Source organism: Bradyrhizobium sp. WYCCWR15520 (assembly GCF_056174665.1).
The window spans coordinates 48,219-68,219 of the sequence record NZ_JBWBWM010000026.1; the positions used below are offsets into that span (position 1 = coordinate 48,219).

The 20,001-nt window shown below is 62.5% G+C and carries 13 protein-coding genes; 7 read left to right on the forward strand and 6 right to left on the reverse strand.

All coding sequences use genetic code 11. The features are described from left to right. Positions 1–50 precede the first annotated feature (50 nt). Positions 51–4,082, forward strand: a complete 4,032-nt coding sequence (locus tag AC0QUY_RS27550; RefSeq protein WP_475389423.1) for an AAA domain-containing protein — start codon at positions 51–53, stop codon at positions 4,080–4,082. 104 nt (positions 4,083–4,186) lie between these two features. Here the strand turns inward: AC0QUY_RS27550 and AC0QUY_RS27555 are convergent, their stop codons facing one another. After that, a complete protein-coding gene (locus AC0QUY_RS27555; RefSeq protein WP_475389338.1) occupies positions 4,187–4,435 on the reverse strand; it encodes a hypothetical protein in 249 nt (82 codons plus the stop codon). 141 nt (positions 4,436–4,576) lie between these two features. Between AC0QUY_RS27555 and AC0QUY_RS27560 the strand changes: the two genes are divergently transcribed. Together AC0QUY_RS27560 and AC0QUY_RS27565 are read left to right on the forward strand one after the other, a co-directional pair. Next, positions 4,577–7,432: a PD-(D/E)XK nuclease family protein gene (locus AC0QUY_RS27560; protein ID WP_475389339.1), complete on the forward strand. Its 2,856-nt coding sequence runs from the start codon at positions 4,577–4,579 to the stop codon at positions 7,430–7,432. After that, positions 7,429–10,890 carry a UvrD-helicase domain-containing protein gene (locus tag AC0QUY_RS27565; protein WP_475389340.1) on the forward strand — a complete coding sequence of 1,154 codons (3,462 nt, stop codon included), beginning with the start codon at positions 7,429–7,431 and terminating at the stop codon, positions 10,888–10,890. Before AC0QUY_RS27560 ends, AC0QUY_RS27565 begins: the two co-directional genes overlap by 4 nt. A 136-nt stretch (positions 10,891–11,026) precedes the next feature. Here the strand turns inward: AC0QUY_RS27565 and dinB are convergent, their stop codons facing one another. From dinB to AC0QUY_RS27585, 4 genes are read right to left on the reverse strand one after another with little or no spacing between them, the layout of a single operon-like run. Next, positions 11,027–12,130: a DNA polymerase IV gene (dinB, locus tag AC0QUY_RS27570; protein WP_475389424.1), complete on the reverse strand. Its 1,104-nt coding sequence runs from the start codon at positions 12,128–12,130 to the stop codon at positions 11,027–11,029. Between the two features lie 2 nt (positions 12,131–12,132). Continuing rightward, the gene (locus AC0QUY_RS27575) at positions 12,133–12,858 is read right to left on the reverse strand and encodes an SOS response-associated peptidase (RefSeq protein WP_475389341.1); all 726 of its coding nucleotides are present in this window, start codon (positions 12,856–12,858) and stop codon (positions 12,133–12,135) included. A 3-nt stretch (positions 12,859–12,861) separates the two neighbouring features. Further along, positions 12,862–13,311: a hypothetical protein gene (locus AC0QUY_RS27580; RefSeq protein WP_061020552.1), complete on the reverse strand. Its 450-nt coding sequence runs from the start codon at positions 13,309–13,311 to the stop codon at positions 12,862–12,864. A gap of 46 nt (positions 13,312–13,357) precedes the next feature. Next, a complete protein-coding gene (locus tag AC0QUY_RS27585; protein ID WP_475389342.1) occupies positions 13,358–13,753 on the reverse strand; it encodes a hypothetical protein in 396 nt (131 codons plus the stop codon). Between the two features lie 146 nt (positions 13,754–13,899). Here AC0QUY_RS27585 and ku point away from each other — a divergent pair, with 146 nt between their 5' ends. Further along, the gene (ku, locus tag AC0QUY_RS27590; RefSeq protein WP_475389344.1) at positions 13,900–14,835 is read left to right on the forward strand and encodes a non-homologous end joining protein Ku; all 936 of its coding nucleotides are present in this window, start codon (positions 13,900–13,902) and stop codon (positions 14,833–14,835) included. A gap of 165 nt (positions 14,836–15,000) precedes the next feature. Beyond that, positions 15,001–15,612: a cell envelope biogenesis protein TolA gene (locus AC0QUY_RS27595; protein WP_475389345.1), complete on the forward strand. Its 612-nt coding sequence runs from the start codon at positions 15,001–15,003 to the stop codon at positions 15,610–15,612. Between the two features lie 36 nt (positions 15,613–15,648). On the opposite strand, the gene AC0QUY_RS27600 is transcribed toward AC0QUY_RS27595, so the two are convergent. Beyond that, complete coding sequence (locus AC0QUY_RS27600) at positions 15,649–15,912, reverse strand: hypothetical protein (RefSeq protein ID WP_475389425.1); 264 nt, start codon at positions 15,910–15,912, stop codon at positions 15,649–15,651. Positions 15,913–16,684: 772 nt separating this feature from the next. Here AC0QUY_RS27600 and AC0QUY_RS27605 point away from each other — a divergent pair. Beyond that, positions 16,685–17,635 (forward strand): ArdC family protein, encoded by a 951-nt coding sequence (locus AC0QUY_RS27605; protein WP_475389346.1) that lies wholly within the window; start codon positions 16,685–16,687, stop codon positions 17,633–17,635. 128 nt (positions 17,636–17,763) lie between these two features. Beyond that, positions 17,764–19,887 carry a ParB/RepB/Spo0J family partition protein gene (locus AC0QUY_RS27610; protein WP_475389348.1) on the forward strand — a complete coding sequence of 708 codons (2,124 nt, stop codon included), beginning with the start codon at positions 17,764–17,766 and terminating at the stop codon, positions 19,885–19,887. Positions 19,888–20,001 lie beyond the last annotated feature (114 nt).

A 20,001-nucleotide genomic window follows, 5' to 3' on the forward strand; every position in this document is an offset into this window, starting at 1 on the left:
CGGTCTACGACGTCGATCAACCGGAGCTCGAGCGGCAAGCGCCGGCGCTGGTGATCGAAGCCGATGCGTCGCAGCTCAGTGCGGTCATCGACGCCACGACCGGAAAGAATCTCGTGGTTCAGGGACCGCCAGGCACCGGTAAATCCCAAGCGATCACCAACATCATCGCGAACGCCTTGTGGCACGGGAAGACCGTCCTGTTCGTCTCCGAAAAGATGGCCGCGCTGAAAGTTGTCAAGGATCGCCTCGATCACATGGGCCTCGGTCTCTATTGTTTGGAAGTGCACTCGGCTAAGGCCTCGAAGGCTTCGGTGCTCAAGTCGATACGCGAGCGGATGGAAACTCCGCGTGGCTCCGCAAACCTCAAAGAGGCCGAAGGCGCCCGCGAAGCACTCCGACAGGCGCGAGAACGTCTTACTGAGTATGCGGGCTTGATGAATAGCCCAGCGGGCTCCACCGGCCTTAGCGTGCATCAGGTTCTCTGGGGCGATTTCACTAGAGCCGCACCAGATCCGGAGCCTCCAAAGCTGACGTTGGAATTTCGGTTTCAGAAACCATTGGATATCGACCGCTTCAAGCTCGGTGAGTTGGTCGGAACCGGCAAGGCTTTGGACGACTGGGCGGCTTCTATGGGGGATGCCGCCGATCCGGCGCATCAGCCATGGCGTGGTGTTGGCAATCTCAATCTGAACCGGTTTGATCGCGCCAAGGCGGTCGAATTCGTTGCGGGTTGGTCGGAGGCGCTGAAGCGGCTTCTCCAGAATGTGGAGTTGCTCTCTGCAACGAGCTCGTTGGAGGAACTTAGCTCCCCAGCGGACGCGTTCGCCGCGGCGGCTGTTATTGCGGGCTTGCCCGAGGCCGGGCCGGAGGTCGAGGAGAAACTCCTTGCCCTCGCAACCGGCGAAGCGGCTCGAAAATCGCTCGATGAGTGGGCCGATCGCTGCATGCGGGCCCATGATCTTGAGCTTCGGGTCGACGGCATCTGCTCCAGGGGAGCTCTTGACACCAACGGCGAGTCCGTGGATCCGTTGATCGAGAAGGCGGCGACATTCGACGCGGCCTCCCTTTCTCTTGACGAGATATCGAAGGTTCTCGACGAGACTAGGCAATCTGCGAGCAGACTCGCGTCCCTTGTCCGATTGATGGCGGAGCTACTTCAGACGGCGGGGCGCGATCCGGGTGCGGATCCGGACGTCAAGTCCGAGGCGATGGCCGCTGGATATCTTCTCGTCGTTCCGAAGATCCGACAGGACAATCTGCGGTACCGCTCGCAGGCGCTTGCCGCGGAATCGGTAGTCGACGAACTGAATTTCGCCCAGGGACTTGCCGACGAGGCCAAATCGGCGGCGGCGGAGGCTCGCTTCTCCGAGCAAGCGACTTCGAGCCTTGCGGACTCAATTCCTTCCGTGGCGGAATTGCGTCGAGCCGCGGGAGCTCTTCGTTCCACGGGGTTTTTCGGCAGGCTCTTCGGCGGAGAATGGTGGTCTGCGCAGGCCATCTGCCGCCAAACGTTTCCGGATGAACCCAAGCTTCCACCTCTCGATGCCGCGAGGCGGTTGCTTGCTGCCGCCCTGTGGAAGGATCGAGTGCAACGGCTCGACGAATGCGCCGAGGCCAAGGCCGCTGCTGGCCGTCATTGGAAGGGAACGGAGACCCCGTTCGACCGGCTCGCCGCCGTGTCGGAGTGGATGCGGTCGGTACAGAAGGTGACGCCACCCGCCGAGCCCGGCGGACGAGAGCTCCGTCGATTGGCTTTCGAGAGCGGGGCCGACGAGTTCGCGATGCTCGTCCGGTTCGCGGAAGTGGCCGAAGGTCTGGCCCTGGTCGACGCCTACCAGAGGGCGTTCGCCTCACGGTCCACCATTCGCGCGGAGGCCGATCGGCAAGAGGCGCGTGTGTCCGCTCTCGATTGGATCGCGCGGACCGGACAGCAGTTCGACATGCGGCCGAAGCAGCCGATTGCCGCGCTTCGGAATGCATCGAATATGACGACGGAGGCCAAGACCCTTCGGCAACAAATGGCAGCCGACATCATGGCGGCGAACGCCTGCGCTACGCTGGCGGGGAGATCGGAATTGGAGCGTGCCGGAAGCGTTCTGGCAACCACCCGCTTTGTCGGAAAAGTTCAAGCGAGCGAGCTCCCGCCATCGGTGACGCGCTATCTTCTGCAAGAAGGCTACGCTGACCGGCTGTCCGGGTTGAAGCAAGTCGCACGAAATCTGAAGGTCGCTATCGATGAAGTCGATAGGGCCGCTCGGAAGGCGGACGAACTTCTCATGCTGCGGCCTGAAGAATGGTGCGGTGGGCCACCGGATGCGGCGCCGATCCGCTTGCAGTTGCAGAAGTGCGAACGGGCGTCCCAAGCCCCCGATGCTCTCGAAAAGCAAATCACGCTCCTATCGATGGAGTTCGAGGCCGCCAACCTCGGATTGAGCGATCTCGTGCGATGCTGGCCAGCGGCAGGGCTTCGGTACGCTGGCGTCGCGCAGGCCGTCGAAGCCGCGTTCTATCGCTCGGTTGCGGAGAAGCTCATGCGGGAACATCCCGTGCTGACTCGGCACGCGGGAAGTACCCACGATCAGGTACGCAAACGCTTCCAGGACCTCGATCGCGAGATGCTGCAACTCAATCGCAAAGTGATCGCTGCCCAACTTCATGCCCGTCCGATTCCGCCCGGCCGACGTGCGGGTTCTACGCGCGACTACACTGAGAACGAGATGCTCACGCATCAAACCGGCCTGCAACAGCCTCGGATCGCGTTGCGTCGGCTGTTTTCCAACGCGGGGAATGCGATTCGCGCTTATACTCCGTGCGTGATGATGAGTCCGATGTCGGTCGCACAATATCTCGAGCCGGGTAGGCACAAGTTCGATCTGCTCGTGATCGACGAGGCCTCCCAGATGCGACCGGAGGATGCGCTCGGCGCGATGCTACGTTGCAATCAGGCCGTAATCGTGGGAGATCCGGAACAGTTGCCGCCAACGGATTTCTTCAGTACGTCCGTCGATGCGAGCGATGAAAAGGCGGAAGACGCACCGGAGGAATCCATTCTCGAGCTCGGCCGCCGATGCTGGCATCCGATGCGGATGCTCGAAGTCCACTATCGCTCGCGTCATCAGAGTCTGATCGCCTATTCGAATCGCGAGTTCTACGGCGAGCGGTTGTTGGTGTACCCGAGTCCGGTCCTCGAGGATCCGGATTTCGGTGTGTCCTGCCGAAAGGTCGACGGAGCCTATGAAGTCGGGCAGGGCCGCAATCTGGAAGAGGCGCGTGCAGTCGTCGAAGAGGCGGCCGGACTGATGCGTGCGCGTGCCGATCGTTCGATTGGCATCGTCGCGATGAACCAGGCTCAGCGGGACCTCATCGAAACGCTCATGGACGAACGTGCAGCCGCGGATCCCGATATTCAGGCATATCGCGAAAGATGGGATGGCAATCTCGAGGACTTCTTCGTCAAGAACTTGGAGAACGTCCAGGGAGACGAGCGTGACATCATCTTGATCTCGACGGTCTATGGTCCGACTGCGGAGGGGGTGTTCCATCAGAATTTTGGTCCCCTGAATCGTGCCTACGGTCATCGACGTCTGAACGTGCTTTTCACCCGTGCGAAACGCAAGCTGACCGTCTTCACCTCGCTCGACCATGCGCGCATCGTCGCCGACGGAAGCCGTCGTGGGGTGCGGGTACTCAAGGAGTTTCTCGAATATGCAAGTCGCGGTTCGTTCACGCCTGGACGACGATCAGGGGAAGAGCCCGGCAGCGATTTCGAGCGATGGTTCCTGTCCCGCCTGAATTCGGCGAATTACGAAGCCCATCCGCAAGTCGGCGTGGCGAAATATCGGATCGATATCGGCGTGGTGCATCCCGACAAGCCGGGAAGCTATATTCTCGGCGTGGAATGCGATGGAGCGACGTACCATTCGTCGAAATCGGCGCGGGATCGCGATCGATTGAGGCAGGATGTGCTCGAAGGTCTGAACTGGCGCATCTACCGGGTTTGGTCGACGGATTGGTATCGTGACCCCGAAAGGGAATTCGCGCGGCTTGTCGACCGAATCGAAAGGTTGCGTGCCCTGCAATAGCTCCGGATTTCAGGTGGCATCCGACCGCTTGTTTTGATTTGTTGAAGTATGGTCCTGTTCAGATGAAGTTGCTTGCCGTCACTTCTGCCTCCAGTCGTCGCCGGTTAGAGCGCGCACGCGCCTGGCTGGAGGCGCGCGAGCGAGATGAGGAACTCCTCGTAGTTGGCGCCACGGTCGACGCCGCCAATGAACTCGCGCGCCAGGTTGCGTCTCAAAAGGGTGCGGCTTTCGGTTGGCATCGGATCGGTCTCTCGCAGCTCGTCTCCATCGTGGCGGCTCGAGAACTCGCGCACCGCGGGGTCGTGCCGCTCACCAGAATTGGGGCGGACGCGATCACGACGCGGTTGATCCATCGTCTGAGGGTCGAGCGCAAGCTCGGCCGGTACGCTTCCGTAAGCGAGACGCCTGGCTTTCCGCGAGCGATAGCCGGCGTGATAGCGGAGTTGCGCTCCGCCGGCGTCCGTTCGGGCGAGCTCGATGCAGTCGCTCCGGATTTGGCGCCGATCGTTCGCGAATATGAGCACGAATTGGCGGAAGGCGGCTTCATCGATTGGTCCGGTACTCTCAAGCTCGCAATGAGTGCGATCGCCCGACCGGATCGGCATCGACTCGTCGGACTGCCGACGCTGCTGCTCGACGTCGCAGTGCGGACCGAGGCGGAATTTGGGTTCCTTTCGGCATTCGTCTCGGCCGCGCGGGCAACGCTGGCAACGGTACCTGCGGGCGATATCGAAACCCTGCATCGGTTTCGCGACCGACTGGGTTTCGAAACCCGCGATCTGGATCCGGACGCCGGCGAACCGAACGACGCTCTCGCACGGCTCCAACGTCATCTCTTCAACGAGCATGAGAAGCCGCAGGAGGTCGAGGGTGGCGATGAGATCGAGATATTCTCGGCACCGGGAGAGGGGCGCGAGTGCGTCGAGATCGCTCGCCGCATTCTATCTCTTGCTCGGGACGGTCTCCCGTTCGATCGGATGGCCGTTTTGTTGCGGTCGGCCGACCTCTATCGTTCGCATCTCGCGGAGGCGTTTTCGCGGTCGGGAATCCCCGTTCATTTTGCGCGCGGGACCGTGAGGCCGGAGCCCGCCGGGCGCGCCTTTTGCTGTTTGCTCGATTGCGCCGCAGAAGGCCTTTCGGCGCAAAGATTCGCCGAATACCTTTCGCTAGGTCAGGTGCCGGATGCGGTATTGGGTGAACCTCCCGAGGCTCCGCCGCGAGGCGATTTGTGGATCGCGCCCGACCCAGAGACGACTCCTGCCTCGACGATGGCCGGCGCGAGCGGCTCTACGACGATGCCGGAGCGCAATCTGGCCGTCCCGGAATCTTCGGACGGACCCGTGCGCGAGGGGCACCTCAGGGCGCCGCGGCGGTGGGAACGGCTGCTCGTCGAGGCCGCGGTGATAGGTGGAAGCAATCGTTGGCGGAGGCGACTTGACGGCCTTGCTAACGATCTGCGCCGCAGACTCGAGGAGACGGAAGCGCAGGAGGACGCGCGAGCCGCGGCGATCTCCCGTGAGTTGGACGATCTCGCGGCGTTTTCCGGCTTCGCCCTTCCGCTCATTGATGAACTCGAAAGCCTGCCGATCTCCGCGACCTGGCGAGAATGGCTCGATCGTTTGAGCGCCCTTGCGGCCCGAAGCCTCAGGCGGCCGCAGCGCGTGCTCGCGGTGCTGGCGGAGCTGGAGCCGATGGCGTCGGTGGGCCCGGCGACTCTAGACGAGATTCTTGCCGTCCTCCGAGGCCTTCTGTTGGAGGCGGCCGAGCCGCCGTCCTCTCAGCGGTACGGAAAGCTCTTCGTCGGAACCGTCGAATCAGCAAGAGGACTGAGCTTCGAGGCGGTGTTCGTCCCGGGCCTGGCGGAAAAGATGTTTCCCAAGAAGATCGTCGAGGAGCCGATCCTGCTCGACGTCGTCCGCGCGCAGCTTGGCGGCGGTCTGGCGACGAATCGGTCCCGACTCGACCAGGAGCGGCTTGCGCTGGCGCTCGCCGTGGGCGCAGCCGAACGGCGTATGTTTTTCTCTTATCCGCGCGTCGACCTCGATCAATCACGTCCGCGTGTTCCCTCGTTCTACGCGCTGGAAGCCGTGAGGTCGGCGGAAGGTAGGTTGCCTGATTTCGCGGAGCTCGCGCGTCGAGCGGAAACGGTGGCTGCGAGCCGGCTCGGTTGGCCGGCGCCGGACGATCCGAACGAGGCCATCGACGACGCGGAGCACGATCTCGCCGTCCTCGGAGGCCTGATGGGTTTGACGGACGGGGGCGCGGGCCGCGCGCGCTATCTTTTGGGGGCCAATCCGCATCTCGCGCGAGCTTTGCGCAACCGCTATCAGCGTTGGAATCGAGGCTGGACGGTCGCGGACGGGCTGCTCAGTTCCTCGGCCGATGTTCGATCTCTGATGGCCAAGCACGCACTCGACGCTCGTGGCTATTCGCCTACCGCGCTGCAGACCTTCTCGCGCTGCCCATACAGCTTCTTTCTTCACGCCATTCAGAGAATCGCCCCTCGTGAAATCGCCGTCGCGATCGACGATCTGGATCCGCTCCAGCGTGGCTCCCTGATCCACGACGTCCAGTTCGCCCTGTTCGCCCGCTTGACGGCGGAGAGCCTATTGCCCGTGCGCCCGGGCAATCTCGAACGGGCGGGAGCCTTGCTCGAAGAGGTCATGGTATCGGTGACCGATCGCTACGAGGACGAGTTGGCGCCGGCCATCGATCAGGTCTGGAAGAATGCTGTGACGGAAATCCGAGCCGATCTCCGCGAGTGGCTGCGGCGGATGAGCGAGGACACGTCGGGCTTCGTTCCGAGGCATTTCGAACTCTCGTTCGGGTTAACTCGGGGTGCCGATCGGGGCGAGGCAGACCCGAGATCGGTATCGGACGCCGTTCTGCTGGACTGCGGCATCCGGCTTCGTGGCTCGATCGATCTCGTGGAGCGCCATCCGAGCGGCTTGCTCAGGGTCGTCGATCACAAGACCGGAAAGAACGCCGGGGTAGGCGAGGCGGTAATCGAGGGCGGGAAGTCGTTGCAGCCCGTCTTATACTCGCTCGCTGCGGAGAAAATGTTCGAGGACGACAAGGTCTCCGAGGGGCGCCTGTACTTCTGCACATCGGCAGGTCAGTTCTCTGAACAAATCGTCGCCCTCGACCAGCGAGCGCGCGACGCTGCCCTCGATGTCGCGACCGTCATCGGATGGGCCATCGAAAGGCCGTTCCTTCCGGCGGCGCCCACAGAAGGGCAGTGCGGGCAGTGTGACTATCGGGCCGTTTGCGGTCCCTATGAGGAGATCCGTTCAGCCCGAAAGCCTCAAGGTGACCTCGATACGCTCCAGGCGTTGAGGGCTTGGCAATGACTGGACTAGTCGACGCCGAGGCGCGCGCTCGGATTCTTAGCGACTACGACACGACCCTCTTCGTCGAAGCTGCGGCAGGGACAGGGAAGACGACGGTTTTGGTCGGCAGGATCGTCGGCCTGATCCGTAGCGGAAAAGGGACGTTGGCCCGCATCGTCGCGGTGACGTTTACGGAAAAAGCCGCGGGCGAAATGAAGCTGCGTCTTCGCCTCGAGCTCGAAAAGGCTCGGCTCCATGCCGACCCGGCGGAGCGGACTCGCCTCGATAAGGCACTCGAAGAACTTGAGCTCGCGCATATCGGGACGATCCATGCGTTCTGCGGGGACCTTTTGGGCGAGCGGCCGGTTGAGGCAGGCGTCGATCCTGACTTCAAGATGCTCGATGACTCGGCGGCCGAGGCGATCGCGGATCAGGCGTTCGAACGATGGCTACAAAGGATTTTGGCGGATCCCCCGGAGGGGCCGAGGAGAATCCTGCGAAGGAGGTCCGGCAGCGAGCCGCCGCACGAACAGCTCCGGAAGGCGATGCACGCGCTTTGCAACCACCGCGATTTCGCTCGGGCCTGGCGGCGAGATCCGTTCGATCGCCAGGGCACGATCGACGTGTTGCTCGATGAGTTGGCGGAAGTTGGCGAGCTCGCGTCCTTGAGCTCGTGGACGGACGACTATCTCGCACGCAATTTGGCGGAAATCGCTTCCTTCGTCAGGGAAGCAACGCGTCTCGAAGCCGTTCGCGGACGCGATTACGACGGACTCGAGGCGGATCTTCGCGACCTCGCGACGAACCGACGACGGTTCAAGGGTTGGGATCACAAGGGCGCTCCGAGGACGACATTCGGACACCTGTCCCGCGACGAGATCCTGGCGCGCCGGGACGGCGTGCGGGCCAAGCTCAAGGCGTTCGTGGCCGCGAGCGATGCCGATCTTGCCCCGTTGGTGCACGACGCCTTGCAAGTGGCGATTGCGGACTATGAGTCCTTAAAGTCGAAGACGGGCTCTCTCGATTTCCTGGACCTGCTCATCAAGATGCGCGATCTCGTTCGTGGCGACGAGCAAGTTCGAAAGGAGCTGCAAGGGCGTTTCACCCACTTCTTTGTCGACGAATTCCAAGATACCGACCCGCTCCAGGCGGAAATTTTGCTGCTGCTTGCCGCAAGTGATCACACGGTCGCCAATTGGCGGGCCGCGTATCCGGTCCCAGGGAAGTTATTTCTCGTCGGCGATCCGAAGCAATCCATCTACCGCTTTCGCCGCGCGGACGTCGCCCTCTACGCAGAAATCAAGAGGATCCTGCTCGGCGCAGGCGCCGAATTGCTGCACCTCACCACGAGTTTTCGCTCGACGCCTTCGATTCAGGCATTCATCAATGCGGCGTTCGCGCCCGCCATTGCCGCCGATGAGGAGGCGGAAGCATATGTTCCGCTCGAACGAGCGCGAGACGAGGTGAGCGGCCGCCCGACGATTGTCGCGCTACCTGCTCCGCGACCGTATGGCGATTTCGGTAAAGTCACCGACTGGAGTATCAACGAGTCTCTGCCGGGCGCTGTCGGCGCGTTCGTCGATTGGTTAATCAATAAAAGCGGGTGGACTGTCGAGGAGGCAGGCCAAGAGATTGCGATCCGTCCGCGACACGTTGCCATTCTATTCCGCCGCTTCCGCAATTTCCGGGCTGATGTCACACGACCATATGTGCGTGAACTGGAGGCCCGTCGCATACCTCACGTGCTGGTGGGCGGTCGATCGTTCCATGACCGGGAGGAGGTCGTCGCGCTACGAAATGCCGTCACCGCGATCGAATGGCCGGATGACGAGCTCAAGGTATTCGCGACCCTCCGTGGCCCCCTGTTCGCCTTGAGCGACGAGGCGCTTCTCCTCTATCGCCAGACGATCAATGACGAAGGGAATTTGGCAATTCGGCGTCTCGATCCGATGCGCGTTGCCGATCGCGCCGTTCTCGGTCCGGCGGCGCTGGAGGTGGCCGACGCTCTCGATCTCCTTCGGCGGCTTCACAGCGGGCGCAACGGCCGGCCGATCGCGGAAACGTTGACAATGCTCCTGCAGGCGGTGCGGGCGCAGGCCGGAATCGCTCTTTGGCAGAACGGTGAACAGGCGCTCGCCAACTGCCAACGGTTGGTAGACACGGCTCGAAGATTCGAACGGACTGCGTCCTCTTTCCGTGCGTTCGTTGAGTGCATCGAAGCCGACGCCGAGCGCGGCGAAGTCGACGAAGCACCTATCGTCGAGGAGGGGACCGAAGGCGTTCGGATAATGACCGTGTTCAAGGCTAAGGGACTGGAGTTTCCGATCGTGATTCTTGGAGACCCGACGTGTCCCGCCTCGCGCGACCGCCCGAGCCGGCACATCGATACCGGTCGTTCTCTTTGGTTGGAGCCGATCTGCGGAACATCGCCGATCGAGCTCTTGGAGGCGAGCGAGCTCGAACTCAGGCGCGATCAGGCCGAAGCCGTGCGCTTGGCTTACGTAGCTGCGACGCGGGCTCGAGATCTTCTGGTTATGCCAACCTGCGGCGATCAACCGATCGAGGGTTGGTTCGAAGCCGTCAATCCCGTGTTGTACCCTGCGGAGGCGGCGCGTCGGACCTCGGTGCCTGCGCCCGGTTGCCCGGCCTTCGGCGAACAGAGCATCGTCGACCGCGGTCCGAAGGGGAAACCGCCACTGTCGGGCTCGGTGAGGCCAGGCCTACATACTTGGAAGCCCGGTGGTGTTTCGGTGACATGGTGGGACCCTACTGCTCTGCAACTGCAAACCGAAGAGTTGGCGCCACTTCGACATCAGCGACTTCTGGAACTGGATCCTGGCGAGGTTGCTGCGACTGAAAGCGTCCAAAGACATGATGCTTGGCAGGCTCAACGTCGAACGATTTTAGAAACAGCGTCCGTGCCGACGTTGCGGACTCGAACGGTCACCTCCTTGATCCAGGATGGCGAACAAGAGCCAGGCATCGAGCCCGTAGAGGTGTATGTGGTTGCGCGGGACGGAGCTGATCGCCCCGGCGGGCGGCGTTTTGGAACGCTTGTTCATGCTGTGCTGGCGTTGATTGACCTACCCTCGTCGAGCGATGACGTAGCGGCGACCGCTGCTGTTCAGGGCAGAATAGTTGGAGCGACGAAGGAAGAGATCGACGCAGCCGTTGCGACCGTGCTCCGCGCCAAAGCGCATCCCGTACTGCAACGAGCTGCGAAGGCGGCAAAAGCAGGACGCCTGCGCCGCGAGGTCCCTGTAATGCTGGTGCAGGACCATACCGTAGCCGAGGGGGTAATCGACCTTGCCTTTCGCGATGAGACGCTCGATTTCGTCGGATGGACCGTGGTGGACTTCAAGACGGATCGAGAGCTTTCGGAGGCCCGTGATCGATATGTGCGGCAAGTGCAATTATATTCAAGGGCAGTGAGTGCATCCACCGGCCTGTCGTCTCGCGGAGTGCTCTTGGTAATCTGATTAAGCTGCAAACGGCCGGATCGCCTCTAGAAAGAACTCATCGGCGACCTGACAACGGGAGCGTGCCAAGTAGGAGTGTCTTTCGCGATTTGGTCGACTGGCAATGACCAGCTGATTTGGGCCTTCCGGGTCGCTGCTAGATGGCCATGACGATTTGTTCAGGGCGCTGAAAATCGTCGACAGCAAACCCTGACGTCGAGATGCCCAGCAGCCTGACCGATTTTTGCATAGGAAACAGCATCCTTAACAGTCCGATCGCAACGTCCTCCAGTTCGTTACGGCCTCCGATCGCGCCGGCCAACGTTCGGCTCCGAGTTATCAATGCAAAGTCTGAAAACTTCACCTTGAGAGTGACGGTCCGGCCGCGGATGTTCTTGTCTAAGCAATGCCGCCACACTTTGTCGATTATTGGCTGCAGTTCGGCGACCATCGCTTCAAACTCGGTGAGGTCGCTGGCGAATGTGTTTTCGGCGCCGACCGACTTTCGTATTCGGTCCGCGCGGACTTCGCGATTGTCGACGCCTCTCGAAATCCAATAGTAGTAGCTCCCGGCCTTGCCGAAGTTGGCTTGCATGAATTCGAGTGACTGGTTGCGCATGTCGAGGCCGGTGTAGAGGCCGAGCGCATTCATCTTGGTGCTAGTCGCTGGCCCTATACCGTGAAACTTGCCGACCGGAAGGTCCTCAACGAACGCCGGACCCATCTCCGGCGTGATGACGTACTGGCCGTTCGGCTTACGATGGTCGGAGGCGAGCTTCGCCAGAAACTTGTTGTAGGAGATGCCGGCCGAAGCATTGAGGCCGGTTACCTCCTTGATCTTCGCTCGGATCGCTAACGCGACGTCCCGGGCTAACGGAATGCCCTGCAGATTTTCGGTCACGTCGAGGTAGGCCTCGTCCAGCGACAGCGGCTCGATGATCGGGGTGTGCTCGGCGAAGATCTCGCGTATTTGCTGGGAGACCGCCTTGTACACCTCGAAACGCGGCTTGACGAAGATCAGGTCTGGGCATTGCCGCTTCGCGGTAACCGATGGCAAGGCCGACCTGACGCCGAACTTGCGCGCTTCGTAGCTGGCCGCCGCCACGACGCCGCGCTCTCGGGATCCGCCGACGGCGACCGGCTTGCCGCGAAGATCCGGATTGTCCCGCTGCTCAACGGACGCATAGAAGGCGTCCATGTCGATGTGGATGATCTTACGCTGGCGGCTCGGGGAAGCTGCCTGGTCGTCATCGTCCTCGATGGTCACGTCGCTAGCCCGGCCGTGTCTTCCTTGACGCCGCGGGCGACGATCCGGAGCGTTCCGTCGGCAAGCGGCTGCTGCAACTTCAGGGCCTCGTCCAGAGGAGCCGTCATCCAGGTCTCGACTTCGTCTGGCGTCGTCAGGATCACCGGCATCGCCTTGGGGTGGATGGCGCCGACCTCGCCGTTCGGCTCGGTCGTGAGGAACGCGTAAAGGTCGTTGTTCGTCTCACCTTCCTTGACCTTCCGAACGGACGTCCAGTTGATCCAGATGCCGGCGAAGCAGGCGAGGGGACGGGTCTCGTCGAGCGCGAACCAGATATCACCGCCCTCGGCCTTGTTGAACTCGCTGAAGGAGTTGAACGGTACCACGCAGCGGTTCTCGGCTCCCAGCCATCTCGTCCAGTGCTTGCTCTTCACGTTGCGGATGTTTGTCGTGCCGCCGTCCGGCTCCATCCGCAGTAGTTCCTTGAAATCGACGGTCTTGCCCTTGGCCTGCAGCTTCTCGGCTCGTTTCTTGGTGGCGTCCATCAGCGCTTTTGACGACGACGGCATTCCCCAGCGCGCCGAGGCGAGTTCGCGGCCCTCGGCCCCGTTGCGCACGATCGGTGCCTTGTAATCGGGAAAAACCCCGGGCATCGGCGCCAGATTGCCGACGTATCGGTTCACGACGCGGAACAACGCGCTGATTGCGGCTTGGTTGGTCGTGATCGAGTAGAGGTTGCACATCGGTCAGGCTTCGGTCCGAGGGTGGCGCGGCTGCCAGGCCAGCTGTAGCAGAGTCGCGGAAGGACGCCGGCCCGCCTTGGCGCATTTGCGGCAGCGCAGCCGGCTGGCGAGATCGTGCACGAAGGTGGTCGGCGGATGCTTCATCGCCGCGAGGTCAACGTCGCTCGGCGTCTTGCAGCGCGCGCACTGGATCTCCAGCCAAGGGAAGCCGCCATTCACCGCTTGGTCGATCGTCGGGGACGGATCAATCGGTTCTCCGTCGGACCACATGCGTTCGTTCCAACTCTCGCATAGCAGCTTGTCGGCCTGCTGGATGAGCGCTTCCCCCTTCGCTCGCGTCTCCGCCGATCGGGTAGCCAGGATGTTGGCCATTGCCCGCGCCTTGCCGAGCTCTTTCGCCAGAGCCTTGCGGTCGCCGCCCGACAGCGGCGTAGGGTGATACTTCGGGGCCATCCGGACATCCAGGCGCAAAGAGATCGGATCGGCAATCCAGAGCGGGCTACGGCGTCTCGAACGCCGGCCAGCACCCGTCTTCTTCATGCCTGCCGGTGCGCTGCTGGCAGGTGTTGTCGAGCAGCCGCTGCGCGACGTCCTTCCAGAGCGCATTGCCGCCATATAGTCGGACTGCATCGGCGGTCTGGATTTCCACGGTCCGCTCGCAGCGGCGGCAGCAGACGCGCAGGACGTGACGCTGAATTTCCGAAAGGCGTCGCTGCCGCATCTCGGCCCCGGTCGCGCTGGCGCGAGGGTCTTTGAGGACCGATTCCCAGTATTCGGCCGGGAGCGGCGCGTCCGGAGCCGCAGCGGGGGGATCTGGCCTGCGGGCGGCTTCAGCGGTCAGTTTTTCCATCTGCTTCGGGGTCGGCATGCGCCAGCTCGCGGGTCGGTCGGTCATTCCGAATTAGAACATAAAGTGAACAAAAGTCGAGTCCGGCTGCGGTGGTCGCTGAGAAAAAATCATCCCGTTGGGATGGCCCCCGGTGTCGGAACCAAGCCGCGCCATTCGTCTTGAATCCGGCATCAGTATTGGAGTTCCCCACCATGGCCCCCCGCGCTAACTGGAAAGGCTTCCTGCGTCTTTCCCTCGTCACCTGTCCGGTAGCGCTCTATCCGGCCACATCGGAATCCGAAAAAGTCTCCTTCAACCAGCTCAACCGGAAGACCGGCCACCGCATCAAGTACGCCAAGGTCGATGCCGACACCGGCGAGGAGGTCGCCAACGAGGACATCGTCAAGGGGTACAAGGTCGACACCGACACCTTCATCGAGGTGACCAAGGAAGAACTTGAGAACGTCGCACTGGAATCGACGCGAACCATCGAGATCGACGAGTTCGTCGACCGCAGCGAGATCGACCCGAGGTATCTGATCCGTCCCTACTATCTGGTGCCGGACGGGAAAGTCGGCCACGACGCCTTCGCAGTAATCCGCGAAACCATCCGTGAGATGAACAAGGTCGCCATCGGACGGGTGGTGCTGACCAACCGTGAGCACATCATCGCCCTTGAGCCCATGGACAAGGGCCTGATGGGGACGCTGCTGCGCTATCCTTACGAGGTGCGTTCTGCGGACGAATATTTCGACGACATCCAGGATGTCAAAGTCACCAAGGACATGCTTGATCTGGCCAAGCACATCGTCAACCAGAAGGCGGGCCACTTCGAGCCGGACAAGTTCGAGGACCAGTACGAAACCGCCCTTCTCGATCTCATCAACCAGAAGCGCGCCGGCAAACCCATCGCCGCAAAAGCGCGTCCCCGCGGCGAGAACGTGGTGGACCTGATGGATGCGCTGCGCAAAAGCATCGGAGGAGGCGCGGCGGCAGCGACTACAGAGGCACCGAAGAAGCCAGCCAAGAAGGCGCGCAAGGCGGCGGCCGGGCAGAAGGAAATGCTGATGCCGATTGCCGGCAAGAAACCGGCCAAGGAGGCCGCGGCAAGGAAGCCGGCGGCCAAACCGCAGCGGAAGTCGGCTTAAGGTATCTTTGCGGTGGGTTCGCGGAAAGCTCGCTCCGACACGCCGGATGCGTCGAAATATTTCCCGGGCCGGCCGCTCTGTTCGCCCGCTTTGGAAATTCTCTGCTCGCGAGGTAAACAGCAGAGCTGATCGCATGGCGGCGGTCAGTGGGCAGGGAAGCGTCTCATGGCGAGAAAAATGAAGACCTACCAGACCTCGCTGGGCTTCTTCGATCTGGCGATGGCCGCTCCCTCTATGAAAGCGGCTCTGGAAGCGTGGGGCGCAGACAGCAATCTCTTCCACCAGGGCGCGGCGAAGGAGAGCCACGATCCGGACGTCATCGCCGCGACCATGGCAAAGCCCGGCGTCGTTCTCAGGCGCCCGGTCGGATCCGACGGATCTTTTAGCGAGCATGCCGAACTGCCCACTCATCTTGGCGGTAGTGGACCAACGAAAGCCGCCCGCATGTCGAAAGGCCCAAAGGCGAAGAAGCCTTCCTCTCGCCCCGTCGATAAGGTTGCGGAACGAAAGGCCGCTTTCGACTACGAACGGGAACGGAGGAGCCGCGAGCTTGAACGGACGAAGGAAGAGGCCGCCAGGCAGAAGGAGCGTGAACGCCGTCAGCAGGCGGTCAAGGCGCAGGCTGCGCTGGACAAGGCTGAGCAAGAGCACGCGAAGCGGGCCGCCGCCATCCAGGCCGAGGTCGAGGCTCTCGAAAAGAGATCGCAAACCGAGGAAGCCCGCTGGGATAGGGAGAAGGAGCGGTTGGAGGCTGCGCTGCGGCGCACGCGGGGTTAGAGGACTAGGCTGGCATCGTGCTCGGCGCCGGTCCTTCTAATCAGGAGGACATTCCGGGCAGGTATCACCGATCGAGTTCAGCACGTCGCAAACCTCGGCCGCCGCTGCATCAGGGGAGACCCCTGCTGGCGGGTCTTCACGGGCGATACCGATCGCTCGCTCCCATGCGTGCGGATCGGCGCGGTCCTGCATCCAACCGTGCTCCTCGCACTCGCGGATGGCGCCAGCGTTCTGAAGCACGTCAATCGCCCATCCGCGCATTGTCCGTATCGCCGGCCTTCGTGCACTTGTCATCAGCATGGAAATGGCTCCTGAACGGCGAATCGTTTTGTCCGTCATTCGTTCCGGCCGATAACACATGGCTGGGATTCGCAACGGCGGGAGCTCAAGGTTTGGTTCGAATCTTTGACGCGCAGACACCCAGTCCCTGAACTTAGTCTTCCTGGCTTTTCGTTTGGGCGCGTGCGGCAAGTGCCGCACCGGGCTCTCGTGAACCGAGCCGCAAGGCGTCTCGGCCATCCGGCTTCGATCCCTCGCGCGATCATGAGTCGCTCGCCGGAGGCACTCGCCCTCGGTCCCGCCGTCATTTCATTCCGGCGTCGCTATCACTGCCCTTCGTTCGGGTGCCTTCTTAACCGGTCTCGCGACTGCACTCGGTCCCGGGTCCCGCCGCTATCGCGTCGGCGCTATGCTGACCCTCCTGCGGGTGCCTCTTTTCCTTGTTCATGGAGAGCGCTTCGCGCTCGCATTGACGTTTGTTTCGCTAAGAGGCTCGGCCTCTCGCGCACATAGGCGTGAGAGACGGGGCCTTCATCGGCTCGCATCTCAGATTCCAAATATTCGTTAGCAACAATCCCACCGGGACCGGGCCGTCGGCTGCGCTGACGCCCTGCTTCGCAGGTCTTCACCCTTCAGGCTTCCATTTCTGACGCAAAGACCGTCGCGCGGTCGCGAATCCCGCTTTTAAAAGGGTACGCGGCACGGTCGCTAAGAGTGAGAGTGCGGGCCGGGTCTGCCGCGGCGGGTTGAAGATCGGAGGAGAGGCTTCCGGTGCCCGTCGCGGAGAACCGCGATGTCTGGACATACCACCCGAGTTCGTGCCGGCAACGACCGCGCGAGCCTTTACACCGAAATCACCGACAGGATCATCGCCGAGCTGGAGGCCGGCCGTATCCCGTGGGTGCAGCCATGGGGGACGGCGGCGATCAAGGCGCCGCTCGCGATGCCGCGCAACGCCTCGACGCAGCGCGGATATTCCGGGATTAATGTGCTGATCCTATGGGGTTCCGTTATAGAGCACGGCTTTTCCGGACAGAGCTGGCTCACTTTTCGCCAAGCGCTCGGGCTTGGCGGTTACGTCAGGAAGGGCGAACGGGGAACGACCGTCGTCTATGCCGATCGCTTCACCCCGGATGACGAACGTCGGCGCGCCGCGGAGGCCGGTGAAGAGCCGGGTGCCATCCCGTTTCTCAAGCGTTTTACCGTCTTCAACACGGACCAGTGCGATGGCTTGCCCGAGGGGGTCGCTGCCTCGTGCGTCCCGCCGCCACCAGATCAGATTGAGCCCCGAGCCGAGGCGTTGATCGCCGCCACCGGCGCGGATTTCCGCATCGGCGGTGCGCGCGCCTACTACAACACGACGGGCGATTTCGTGCAGGTGCCGCCGCCGGCAGCCTATTTCGAGCCGATCAATTGGCACCGGACCGCATTCCATGAGCTCGGTCATTGGACCGGCCAAGCGTCCCGCCTCAACCGCGACCACTCGGGTTCGTTCGGCTCGAAGTCTTACGCGCGAGAAGAGCTGGTCGCCGAAATGGCTGGCGCCTTCGTTTGTGCCTCGCTCGGTATCGTGCCGACCGTGCGCCACGCCGACTACATCGGTTCCTGGCTGGAGGTGCTGCGCGAGGATAATCGCGCCGTCGTGCGCGCCGCGAGCGCGGCATCGAAGGCCTCCGATTTCCTGCTCGCCTTTCTGCCTCCCGCGATCGATTCCGTCGTTGAGGGCAACGAGGAGGCCGCGTGATGCATCCGCACGCCGTTTCAGCCTTCAGTCGGTGCCGCGCGTCAGAGAGTGAGAGGCGCGCCGGCTTGTCTGTGACGGGAAGGAGGTCGAGAGAGAGTCTTTCGGCCGCCCGTCGTGGAGAATCCGACATGGCAAGCGTTCAGAAAATCAAACTCAGTCCCTCCCGCGATATTCCCTTCAACAAACTGGTGCTCAGCCAGTCCAACGTCCGCCGCGTGAAGGCCGGCGTCTCGATCGAGCAACTGGCGGAAAGCATCGCTCAGCGCACGCTGTTACAAAGCCTGAGCGTTCGTGCGGTCGTCGATGCCGACGGCCAGGAGACCGGCATGTTCGAGGTGCCCGCCGGTGGACGCCGATACCGCGCGCTCGAACTGCTGGTCAAGCAGAAGCGTATGGCGAAGACGCAACCTGTCCCCTGCGTTATCAGGGATGGCGGCATCGCCGAGGACGATTCCCTCGCCGAGAATGACGAGCGGGTCGGCCTGCATCCGCTTGATCAGTTCCGCGCGTTTAAGCTGCTGCGTGACGGTGGCATGAGCGAAGAGGATATCGCCGCGCGGCACTTCGTGTCGCCGGTGATCGTCAAGCAGCGCCTGCGCCTGGCATCAGTGTCGCCGAAGTTGCACAACGTTTATGCCGACGATGGCATGACCCTCGAACAGTTGATGGCTTTCTCGGTCACGGCCGATCAGGCGCGGCAGGAGCAGGTCTGGGACAATGTCAGCAGATCCGGCTACGACGAGCCATATCAGATCCGGCGGACGCTGACGGAGAACACCGTCCGCGCTTCCGACCGTCGCGCCCAGTTCGTTGGACTGGATGCCTACGAGCAGGCCGGCGGCACCGTCATGCGGGATCTGTTCGTACACGACGATGGCGGCTGGTTGCAGGATGTGCCGCTGCTCGATCGTCTCGCCACCGAAAAGCTGAAGGCCGAGGCCGAGACGATCGCGGCCGAAGGCTGGAAGTGGATCGCAGTGGCGGTCGATTTCCCATACGGCCACACCAGCGCTTTGCGCGAGATTGAGGGCGAACCGGCTGATCTGACGGAGGAGGAGCGGACGACGCTTGACGCCCTCAACGCCGAGTACGTCAAGATCGAGGAAGATTACCAGGACGCCGACGAACTGCCGGACGAGATCGATCGGCGCCTCGGAGAAATCGAGGCGGCGCGCTCCGTCCTGGAATCTCGATCGCTCGTCTACGATCCGGTCGAGATCGCCCGTGCCGGCGTCTTCGTCAGCATCGATGCCGAGGGTCTGCTGTCGATCGCCCGTGGCTACGTGCGGCCGGAGGATGAGGCACCCGTGGTGGTCGCGCCCGAGAGCGAAGCACAAGGCGACGGAGAGACCAATAACGGGCCAACGACCAATGGTGTGGTCCAACGCGCGGTCATCACGGTCGGCGGTGCGCCAACCGAACCCGTCGAGGAGGACGACGACGACACGGTCAAGCCGCTGCCGGATCGGCTCATCACCGAACTGACCGCACATCGCACGCTGGCGTTGCGCGATGCGTTGGCAAACGACCCGGCCGTCGCCTTCCAGGCCGTGCTGCACAATTTTGTGCTGGCGACATTCTATCGCTTCGCCTCGTCGAGCGGTTGTCTGGAAATTGCGATCCGCACACCGGCGTTTCCCGCTTCTGCGCCCGGCTTGAAGGAGAGCGCATCGGCGGAAGCCATCGACACCAGGCACAATGGGTGGAAGGCCCGCCTTCCCAAGAACGAAGGTGACCTCTGGATCGTCCTCACAGCGTTTGACGGGAAAGAGCAGGCTGCGTTGTTCGCGCATTGCGCATCGTCCGCGGTCAATGCGCTTTATGAGCCGGCCAACCACTACAATGACGTCCGGGTCTCCGCCCACAGCGTCCGGCAAAGGCTCGATCACGCCAACGTCCTCGCCCGCACCGTCGGACTCGACATGGCAGCAGTGGGCTGGAAGCCGACCGCCGACAACTATTTCGGCCGGGTCACCAAGCCTCGTATTCTCGAAGCCGTGCGCGAGGCGAAGGGCGAGCCATCGGTACAGCTCATCGACCACCTCAAGAAAGGCGATATGGCTCGCGAAGCCGAGCGGCTGCTCGATGGTACAGGCTGGCTGCCCGAGCCGCTCCGTCTGGTGGAGATCGATGCCGTGGAGCCCGACGCCGGCGGTGAAGCTGGGGCCTTGCCCGAATTCCTCGCCGATCCTGAGGACGAAGCCGTCGCGGATGCCGAAGAGGAGCGGCCGCATATCATCGCTGCGGAATGATCCGCACGTGCGAGGCGGCTTCGGCCGCCCCGCAACTCAAGCGGCCGCTATCCCAATTGCGGGGTGCCGGATCTTGAGAGGAAGAGGGCGGCCGGGACGGATTTGAGCCGGCGT